The sequence below is a fragment of the Ruegeria sp. O5 genome, assembly GCF_056535105.1.
Window position 1 is genome coordinate 18140 of the sequence record NZ_JBQERN010000027.1, and the last position, 10490, is coordinate 28629.

8 protein-coding genes are annotated in these 10490 nt (G+C 48.9%); all 8 read left to right on the top strand.

Annotated features, from left to right (window positions below):
- The first annotated feature begins 23 nt into the window (after positions 1 to 23).
- The 8 genes from ACR0M3_RS19065 to ACR0M3_RS19100 all read left to right on the top strand — a co-directional run bounded on the left by ACR0M3_RS19065 (position 24) and on the right by ACR0M3_RS19100 (position 9988).
- Positions 24 to 866 carry an 8-oxoguanine DNA glycosylase OGG fold protein gene (locus tag ACR0M3_RS19065; protein ID WP_480912213.1) on the top strand — a complete coding sequence of 281 codons (843 nt, stop codon included), beginning with the start codon at positions 24 to 26 and terminating at the stop codon, positions 864 to 866.
- Positions 856 to 3171, top strand: coding sequence for an EcoAI/FtnUII family type I restriction enzme subunit R (gene hsdR / locus ACR0M3_RS19070; protein ID WP_480912214.1), 2316 nt, complete (start codon positions 856 to 858; stop codon positions 3169 to 3171). Before ACR0M3_RS19065 ends, hsdR begins: the two co-directional genes overlap by 11 nt.
- A gap of 205 nt (positions 3172 to 3376) precedes the next feature.
- A complete protein-coding gene (locus ACR0M3_RS19075) occupies positions 3377 to 4792 on the top strand; it encodes a phage integrase (RefSeq protein ID WP_480912217.1) in 1416 nt (471 codons plus the stop codon).
- Between the two features lie 53 nt (positions 4793 to 4845).
- Entirely contained in the window at positions 4846 to 6117 is a 1272-nt protein-coding gene (locus tag ACR0M3_RS19080) for a hypothetical protein (RefSeq protein ID WP_480912220.1), read from the top strand.
- A 728-nt stretch (positions 6118 to 6845) separates the two neighbouring features.
- Positions 6846 to 7412, top strand: a complete 567-nt coding sequence (locus ACR0M3_RS19085; protein WP_480912222.1) for a recombinase family protein — start codon at positions 6846 to 6848, stop codon at positions 7410 to 7412.
- Between the two features lie 107 nt (positions 7413 to 7519).
- Positions 7520 to 7801: a hypothetical protein gene (locus tag ACR0M3_RS19090; RefSeq protein ID WP_480912225.1), complete on the top strand. Its 282-nt coding sequence runs from the start codon at positions 7520 to 7522 to the stop codon at positions 7799 to 7801.
- Positions 7802 to 8028: 227 nt separating this feature from the next.
- Positions 8029 to 8289: a hypothetical protein gene (locus ACR0M3_RS19095; protein ID WP_480912226.1), complete on the top strand. Its 261-nt coding sequence runs from the start codon at positions 8029 to 8031 to the stop codon at positions 8287 to 8289.
- Between the two features lie 337 nt (positions 8290 to 8626).
- Complete coding sequence (locus ACR0M3_RS19100; RefSeq protein WP_480912229.1) at positions 8627 to 9988, top strand: AlbA family DNA-binding domain-containing protein; 1362 nt, start codon at positions 8627 to 8629, stop codon at positions 9986 to 9988.
- The last annotated feature ends 502 nt before the right edge of the window (positions 9989 to 10490 follow it).

The window sequence follows — 10490 nt, forward strand, 5'->3', positions numbered from 1 at the left end:
ATAATTGATTTTCGGAATGTATTATGACTACTTCTAAAGATGTCGAGCGGCCAACGTATCAGTTCGATGCAGATCATCTCGAGGTGTTTAAGGCAAATCTTCCCAAGAAAGCGCGACGAGCAGAGAAGGGTAAGTCGAAGAAAGCTCAAACTTTTGCCGCTGGCTTTTTTGATGCGGATAGTGCTGCTCTCAAAGACGAAATCTATTCTCATGACGACGTGGTTAAGGTCGTTCAAGGCACCGCAAATAGCATGACAAAATGTGCAGCCATTTTGGCTTGGGGTGGCATGCGCATGGATCATAGACGATTGTTGATTGCCAAAAATTCCATAGATTTTGAAGCCCTCTGTAAAGAGCTTGATGCTGGCACCAGAACCCGTAGGTCTGCATTTGATGAATTCAAAACGCTCCGCAAGAAGAATGATATTCCTGGTCTTGGCAGCGCATTCTTCACCAAGCTGATTTACTTTTTCCGGTATTCAAAACGTAACAAAAACGTTGGGGGCTACATTATGGACCAATGGGCCAGCGAAAGCGTGAATCTGCTGGTGAAATCAGACAATCCAATTGTGAGGCTTGATACATCTTTGCGTCGAATTTCGGTGTCTTGCGATGAGGTCAGATGGTTGTCAAGTTCGACTGTGTCCGACAAAAATGATGCGGACGACTATGAGATGTTTTGCAGTGCAATGGATCAATTGGTCGAAACGACCGAGCTGTCTGCGGCGCTTGTTGATCTTGCGGTCATGGGTTTAACAGACGACAAGCCCAACGAGTGGCGTGATTACGTCATGGATTGTCGCCAAAGAGTGTTAGCTGTCGATTATTGCAAGAAAAATGCATTGGTTGTGAACCATGGAAACTGAAGCAGACACACGCGCTGACCGCATTGATCCGTCACTTGCAGTGCAAGGATGGTCTGGCCCTAATCGGATTGAAGGTGCGCGGGTTAGCCGCGAAGAAATGCTCTGGCCCGGTCGCATCATGTCTGGTGGTGGGCTGAATGCCCCTAAGCCTGCCGACTATGTTCTGCGCATGAATGGCCATGTGTTGGCTGTCATGGAGGCTAAGAAGGCCTCGCTGCCCTACACGGAGGGCCGGGGGCAGGCGCTATACTATGCCACGCGCATTGACGCACGCTTTGCCTATTGCACCAATGGGATCGGCTATTACGAAATAGACCGCCATACGGGGGTAGAGCGTGATGTTGACGCGGTGCCAACACCGACTGAGCTGTGGAGCCGTTGTTATCCAACCGGCAATGCATGGCGTGATCGCTTTGGTCAGGTGCCGTTCGAGACCGATGGCGGCAAGTGGCAGCCACGCTATTACCAGGCTGCTGCGGTCAACGCGGTGCTGGAGGCACTGTCTGAGGGCGAGCGGCGCATTTTGCTGACGCTAGCGACCGGCACCGGCAAGACGTCTATCGCATTTCAGATCGCATGGAAGTTGTTTCAGTCACGTTGGAGCCTGTCGGGGGAGCCGACGCGACGTCCGCGCATCCTGTTTCTCGCGGATCGCAATATTCTGGCTGATCAGGCGTACAATTCTTTCTCAGCGTTCGAGCAGGATGCATTGAGCCGCATCAATCCCAAAGAAATTAGCAAAAAAGGCAAGATGCCGCGCAATGCGTCGGTGTTCTTTACGATCTTTCAAACCTTCATGACGGAAAACAAATCTGGAGATCAAGAGTTCAACTTTCGCGAATACGAACCTGATTTTTTTGACTTTATCATCATTGACGAATGCCACAGGGGTGGAGCCAAAGACGAAAGCACGTGGCGTGGAATTTTGGAGTATTTCGAACCAGCAGTGCAGCTCGGCCTGACCGCGACACCGAAGCGCAAGACCAATGCCGACACATATTCGTATTTCGGCGAGCCAGTCTATACTTACGCACTGCGTGACGGTATTGACGATGGTTTCCTAACGCCTTTCAAAGTCCGCCAGATGGTAAGTACCATTGATACCTATGTTTTCGATCCCCATGATGAAGTGGTCAGCGGTGAGATTGATCCCGATCACGTTTATACTGAGGATGAGATAAACGCGAAGATTGTTATCCCGGAGCGCGAACAAAGCCGCATTCACGAGTTTATGGACCAGATCAATCCACGCCAGAAAACGCTGGTGTTCTGTGCCACGCAAAATCACGCCGCTGCGGTGCGGGACTATATCAACCAGATCAAGGATATTGATGACCCGCACTATTGCGAGAGGGTGACTGCGAATGACGGAGCGCTTGGTGAACAGCATTTGCGTGAATTTCAGGACAACGAGCGCAGCATTCCAACGATCCTAACAACATCGCAAAAGTTGTCGACTGGTGTGGATGCTCGAAACGTGCGCAATATCGTTTTGATGCGGCCTGTAAAATCGATGATTGAGTTCAAACAGATTGTGGGCCGAGGAACGCGGACTTTTGAGGGAAAGGACTTCTTCACGGTCTATGATTTCGTGAAGGCTTATGAGCATTTTAACGATCCGGAATGGGACGGGGAGCCATTGCCACCCGAAGTGCCCGGTCCTAAACGTCCCCCGACTACTGCAGGCGGGACGGGTCAAGCTCCAGAACCCGGACCAGAGCCAGAAGCTAAGATCGTGGTCAAACTCGCCGATGGCAAGGAACGCAAGATTAAGTACATCGCGACAACCAGTTATTATTCACACGATGGTAAACTGATTTCAGGTCAAGAGTTCATGGATCAGCTTTTTGGGGACCTTGGTGATTTGGTGAACGGTGAAGACGAGTTGCGTGCAATATGGAGCAATCCTGAAACGCGAGTTCAGTTTTTGAAAGTACTAGCGGATCGCGGATATGATGCCGGACGCCTTGAAGATATGAAACGTCTGATCGACGCGCCAAACAGCGACGTGTTTGACGTACTCGCTTATGTGCGGTTCACTTTGGAGCCGCAATTACGATCACAGCGCGCTGAGGCAGCGAGAAATCAGGGTTTGGCGAATTTCGAAGGCGAGATGCGGTCATTCTTGGAAGCGGTGCTTGCAGCCTATGAAATCCATGGAGTTGATGAGTTGGCGCTGACTAAGATTGGCGACTTTCTGAAGGTGAAGTATGGTGGCACCAATGGCGCAAAGCGAGTACTCGGTGAAATTCCGATTATCCGTCAGGCCTTCATGGATATTCAAGCGCATCTGTACGCGTCGTGATCCCGCCTAAAACGCTTTTAGCAGTATCGTTTGGGGGCCTTTTGGGGGGCCTCCTTTGGTAATCGAATTTAAATTTGTATTAGTTTCAATTTCTTGGATTTTTAATGGGGGTTCGTGTGGGCACCACAAAACTCATGAAATCTCTTAAATATCAGCGTGTTAAAGCGCATTCGCTGGATTCGAAGGTAACACACGAGGTGACGCTATGCCTCTAGTCATCGCTGAATTTGGAGCGATTATGATCTCAGCGAAGTACGTTACACAGAAGAAAGAGGGTGGTGTTTACTACTTTCGACGGCGAGTTCCGGAGGATATGCGGAAGCACTATCCAAGCCTGAGTAAGCGGGGTGAAGTATTCAAGTCTCTGGAGACTAAGAGTCTCAAAGAGGCCGCCACGAAGGCCCACGGACTGGCAACGGAACAGGATGCCCTGTGGAAAAGCCTTCGAAGTGGGGAGGTTACAGCAGGGCCAGAGACTGTCTCTGCTGCCATCGCTCTTCTAGATTCTTTCGGGCTAAAACCCGGGCAGCATGTCGAGTACAAAAAACACGGTTTGGAGCCTGACTCCTTTCTGGATGAAATTTTCTTCCAAGCCGGTGTGTTTGGGTCGGAAGACCTAACGCCTGATTGGCGGGAACATTTGCCACCTGTTCACCGATTGGCCGCCGAGTTTTTTTATGGGGCGAAGGAACCTGTATTTCTTTCTCAGGCTCTGAAACAGTTTCAGGAACTGAAGGGGGAAGACCCGGAGGCAAAGAAGGGAAAAACCCGTGCCACTGTGGTTATGGAGTTCATTTCCGTCTGTGGTGACCCGCCAATTGACCAGTACAAACGCTCCCACGCCAATCAGTTCAGAGACCACTTACTTCAGAAGGGGAACAAGACCGATACCGTAAAGAGGCGACTGAATGACATCAGACCGATCTTCAACACCATCAGTCGAGAACATGAAATCGAGAACCGGGGTATCTTCGATGCCATTAATATCCCGAACTTGGGCGAAGACAGCAAGGACAGGCTTCCTTTCTCCACCGAAGAACTAGGGTTGATCCAGTCCGAATGTCTCAAGGCAGATGACGACATTAGGTGGATTATTGCCCTGCTTTCTGACACCGGAATGCGTTGTGCAGAGGCAGTTGGTTTGAGGGCCGAAGACGTTTTCTTGAACGAACCCGCCCCTTATCTGATGTTGCGGCCAAATGAGGCAAGGAGCCTGAAGACAAAAGGGTCAGAAAGACTGGTGCCGCTCGTCGGCGCTGGGCTGTGGGCCGTGAGAAGGGCGAAAGATCATGCCCAGAACGGGTTTTTGTTCCCACGCTACATCGATTTTCGAGGTTCACCATACGCAAATAAGGCCACTTACGCTTCAAACACAATCAACAAGTGGTTGAGGTCTTTCCCGCTGGACAGGAAGGATCAAAAGTCGGCGCATTCGTTCCGCCACACCGTTCAAGACAGGCTGAGGGACGCCCAAGTACCAAAGGAAATCCAAGACGCAATCTGTGGCTGGCAAACCAAGGGAATGGGGTCGAACTACGGTCAGGGTTACTCGGCTAGTGTTCTGGCTGAACACCTACAGAAAATTGTCCATGCCGACCTGTTCTCTAACCAACCGCCTTAGGTCCTGACCTTATCCGGCGATGAAATCAGAAAACGCAAGATGACAGGCAAAACATGGCAACTGTTAAACCAGACTTTGAACCCGAAGAATTGAGGGTGGCGAACATGGCGTCCTTGGTGATGCTGCCCTTTTCGGAAGACGCCCATTCGGTAGTGGAAGCCATTCTCCGCCAAACCATTTCGTTTCAACGTAAACAGGGGAGAAGGGAAAGAGGGCTGACAGCTAGTGCAGTCCAGTCTCTAAAAGCCACCATCGCCGCCCTGCTTGGCGACCTGCTGGATGCATCCCTGAATACTGAGGCAAACGGTTACTGTTGGCGAGAAAGTGACAAGGGAAAGTTCAAAAACACCTTAGCGACCAGTCGGCACTATGAGACCCTAAAGGAAGAATGGCACCTGATGGGGCTGATGGATGTTGTTCCCGGCTTCAGGGGCAGTTCCGATTGGGATGGTGTGAAATACTATCCGGACGTGCCGCACAAACGGTGGGCCACACGCCTCAGAGCTACCCCCCTGTTGCTGAACGTGCTTGCTGAACACGGTATCACCCCCCAAACGGTAACGCTGCATTTCAGACAGGACTTGAAGAAGTCCAAACCGCTCACCCTCAGGGCAACAAAGCTAAAGGGTCAAGCCAAGGCTAGAGTTATCCAATACCCCAAAACGGCGGTGTCCGAGGCGCTTGAAGCCGATGTTACGGAAATCAATGCGTTTCTGAGTGAGTGGGAATACAGCTTCGGCGCTCCGCCTGTGTTGTACCGGCTATTCAACAACGGGGATACAGCGGATTATCAGTGGGATATGGGGGGCCGGTTTTATGGCTCTGCGTCAACCTACCTCAACTGGAAATCTGAAGACAGAAAGGGCATCCAGATAGGTGGTGAAGCGACCGCTGAAATCGACATTCAAGCCTGTCAACTTACTTTGCTGCATGGTCTGTTTGGTGTCGATTATGAAGTCGGAACCGATTTATACCAAATCGAAGGAACCGACCGGGACGACGTTAAGCAGATAATCAATGTCATCGTCGGAAATGGCAGGGTCAGCAGTCGGAGCGATTCCGTCCAAGATAAGGTTCTGGACCGCTACCCGTTTCTACACGATCTAGAGGCTAAAGGTCTGAATTCGCTACGGCTTCAGGCAATTGACTCTAACATCATGAACGAAACCCTTCTGACCCTGAAACGGGAACATAATATTCCCGCCCTTCCAGTTCATGACTGCCTCATCGTCCGTATCAGAGACGTAGATACCGCTCAGGAAATCTTTGGTGGCGTATTCCATGAACATTCAGGTGTGAGACCGACCATGACGGTGGAGCGTTGAAAGGGATTCAGTTTCTGGAGACGTCTAGGGTCCATCTATGGATACCTAGATACATGACTGTTTAATCATAACCACTGATAGGTGGGCATATGTAATACCTAAGGTTCTTAGGGGAGCATATGTATCTGCTACCTAGGGATATATCTTATGCCTACCTATTGGGTTACTATGAACGCTAAGGAGTTGGATTTAGTTCAGATAGTTTTGGTACTGGATGCCTTTTCTGTTGGATAGGTCTAAAGCAATTTAGACTCTCCAGAGCGCCCCTAAAGGCCTCTTGGGTGGGTACCCCCATGAAGTCACTTAGAGGCGCTCAGTGGAGTCCTCCGTGGCTCTCAGTGGGTTCTGAGTTCCGGGTGTAAATGGCCGTCCTTTTGGCCTCAATGCTTCCGTTGGGTGCTTGGCGTCATAAAGCACTATGGCGTGGCGCTAGAGGTGTAATGAGGTAGATTTCGGCGTTCTCTTAGCCATCTAGGGCTGAGGGGATAGACCCCAACAAGAAGAACAATAAGAATAGTAATAAACCCCCTGTTTTTTGAAGTCGGTTTCTCAAACCCCCGCCCCCTTCCGGGGGAAAGAAAACAAAAGGTTGTCAGTCCGGTGTCTCACTAGGCCTTGCCCTTGTGATGCAATCGAAATTGCTCGACATGATGTCGCAATAGAATGGGTGTTGACATTTTGAGACATGCGTATCTCTATGTCATAAACCCTATTGAGAAAGGCCAGACATGCTGATTGGATACGCAAGAACATCGACCTTGGATCAGAATGCAGGGTTTGAGACACAACTTGATGAACTGGCAGCGCAAGGGTGTGACAAGGTTTTTAAAGAACAGGTATCGTCCGTTGATGTGACAGCCCGAGAGCAGCTTAGTCAGGCCTTAGATTTCATACGGGAAGGGGATACATTGGTTGTTACCAAACTTGATCGTTTGGCCCGTTCAGTTGCCCATCTTCTGTCCATCCTAAATGAACTTGAAGAAAAAGGCGCGGCGCTGAAGATTGTAAATCTTGGTATTGATACCTCGACGCCGACAGGCAGGCTGATGCTGACCGTTCTTGGTGGCATTGCTGAGTTTGAGCGTGGGATCATGTTGGAACGTCAAAGGGAAGGTATCGCAAAGGCCAAAGCCAAAGGTAAATACAAGGGACGTAAACCAACGGCACGGGCAAAGACCGGTGAAGTTTTGAAGCTGCACTCAGAGGGTGTCGGCCCTTCGGAAATCGCACAGCGGCTCGGAATTGGCAGGGCATCAGTGTATCGGATTATGAGTAGCCACAACGAAGGCAGGTAGAGTCGCCTCTATCCATTGGGCTTTGGTTGCATACCGGCAATGACCTCTAAGTGCTTGCACCTTCTTTCAGTTTCTCAAAAGGTTCTGTACGGAGATTCTTGTTTAGATTGAGCAATGGAGCAGTGAAAGAAGTGGAACAAGGTTACAAAGTACAGATGCAGTTGGAACAGGCCAACGGCATGATGGCATTTCATATCCGCGTGTTCGGTGACCATCTTGCAAAGCGGGAAGGCTATACCACTCACAGAGATATTGATGCTGTTCACTACTATCTGGTGCAGAAACATGGGTGGCTTCCATCGGTCGTTCGTTCGTTGAGCGTCGATGATCTGCATTTTCTGTTGACCGAAGAAATGCGTGATTGGTCACTACCGGAAGAAGCAAAATAAAAGGACAAGCGAATGCTACAGGTACGGATATTTGAGGCCAGCGGAACGCCGAACACGTCAACTATCAATGACGTTGAAATGGTTTCAGCGCCTTCAGTGGGTGACATAGTCGAATTCCAAGAGCAGGGCGGTGTTATGGTTGAGTACGTTGTGGAGAAAGTCATTCATCGTTTTGGCCCGATGGCGACTCCCGGTAAGAGCATGTTGGGTGTCGGAGTACGTGCGATATGATTGAAATTCATCTGCACCACAAAGGTGAGATTCCACCAGATGGGGTTTTCCTCAGTTTCAGTAGTCTTTTTGCTCCTGAAGTTGGCGAAGAAATACTCGTTCAAAAACCCGACACTTCGGAGCCGACAACATACGTTATCCGTAAGCGGCGGGTTTTTATTGATCAGGCCATCGAAGAGCCAGAGCATGTCTCCCTCATGGTTGAAGTGGAAGCAGTAAAGGAACCAACATCTACGTCAGTTAGGTTCGCTCTGTAAGCTCTCTGGTTGCTGGCCCCACGTAAAACCTATGACAGTTAGCAGCGTTGTGACCTCCGACGTTGCTAACTGGCAAGCTTCACAGGTTCAGAAGACAATTGAGAGGCTTGTGGATAACTTATAATGACGAATTATGATTAATGAATTTGTTTATTGTGTTTTAAAGCAACTTAACGACTCAGATCATTCCGTCGAAATGCCTTGAGTGTCGAAAAAAAATAATAAAAGCAATAAATTAGAGTTTATCAATGTTCGCTTGAATACTATTAAATATGGTCACCTGTGATGCGGAATCACTTCCAGCAAGCCACCTGTCCACTAATCTGATAATGGCGCAATGAGTACAAATAATCTCAATACCTACAATCCTTTCGGCAAAAGCCTTTCAGAAATCCAACCGTCCGATCTTGAGGCTCTCAAGAGTGTTCATGAAGGTTGGTACATCGACTACAAGGCAGATGCGTTGAAAGCACGCGCTTACGCCAAGGCAATATCTGCAATGGCCAATACATACGGTGGTTGGATTTTCTTTGGGGTAGAAGAAGCAAGTCGTGACAACAACGTGGCAGGTTCTTTTCCGGGGATTGCCGCAGATCAAATTGATAAAGTGAGTCAGGGTATTCGTCAGGCTGCGGCAGAGCATTTAAACCCCTTGCCGTTCTTCGAGTGTAAAGCAGTTGAAATTCCCGGCGCTCAATCTGGGGAAAAAGTAATATGCGTTTACGTTCCCAAGTCTCCAAAGGCCCCAATAATTCACAGCGACGGACGTATCTATAGGCGCATCAATGACAGTTCTGAACCTGTGCCAGAAAACAATAGAGAAGTCGTTGAACATCTTTTTCAGCGGTCAAAGAAAGTAGAAGAGTGGTACGAGGATTGGTTTGAAACTGATCCCGAACTGTCGGAAGCTGAAAGCGAGGTCGCTTACCTTCGCGTGCTTCTAACACCGGATTATTGGGCTGAAGAGTCGCTGTGGTACCGTGGAAGTACAGAAGATTTTAGAAGAACCCTTCAGAAGCCGACAGAAGGTATATCCTTCTCCGTCCCATATGAACATTTCTATACTAAATCGGAAGGCTTTGTTTGTCGTTCTCTTTCCTCAACAGACGCCCGCCAAATTGCATCCACCTTGATAGTCCACAGAGACCTTCAGAGCGAAATTTGGGTGCCGATACCGTCGTTCTCCGTAGGTAGCTATAGTGACTATCAGTATCAAAATGAAGAACTTGATGACCTAGTGCTACATCTGTCGGAGAAGGGCTTTCACAGCGCGAAGGTGCTAGACTTGACGCAATCCTTTGGAAGTGTCGATGGCTTCTTCACGCTGCAACAAAAATTTCAAAAAGAACTTGGTTATTCAGGCAATAGCTACGTGAAATTTAAGCTTATGAACGTATGGAGGCATGTGCCTGTCATCTCTGCACCACTTGCGGAACTACGGTGGGATGAATTTGGGGTGCCGATGGTGCTGACTGAAAGTGTATCATCCGCCAAAAGTGGAGGGATCGGAACCTTCATTGAGGTCAATTTACACAAAGAAACGGGGACAGAAAACAAAGAGTTTCTCCTGAGTTCTGGCGTGTTTTCTCGTTTGCTGATGGATGTTGGAATGGGCGCAGGCAGCACGGATGAGTTTTCCAAACTCGTTAGCAAAGCTATTCTGGCCTCGTTTGAGCGAGCGAAGAAAAATGAAGTTTAGCTGAAGGTGGTGTCTTATGCTGTTGGATTTAATTCTATGGTGACACAAAGAGTGAAACATGGGTTTTGGTGTTAACGCAAGTTATTGTAATAAAATGGAAATAAGAAGGGAAAATCAGTATAAAATCCTCTCAGGTGCGCCAATGCACCAAGACGAACCGCGACTTTAGACGAGGTGGCGTCTCGTGTGACTGCCAAGAGTGGCTTTTGTATTTTAGATTGATGAGCATGACGAGACATTCCTGCATCAAACCAAATAGATTGCTACAACTCATCCCAGATAATGCTTGTTGTTCACAATATTAGAGCAATAGATAGTAACAACCAACGTGTTTCTTGAAGTACGTTCAGCAGCTAAAGAGTGATTGATGAAAAGCCTACTCATCGCTGGTCTACTCACCGCCATATACACATTGGACGTGTCGCGGTTTGCTGCCGCTCCTTTGATAGCATTTATTGCAGCAAAGGAGACGAACTATGGGACTGAAACGGACGGACGAATT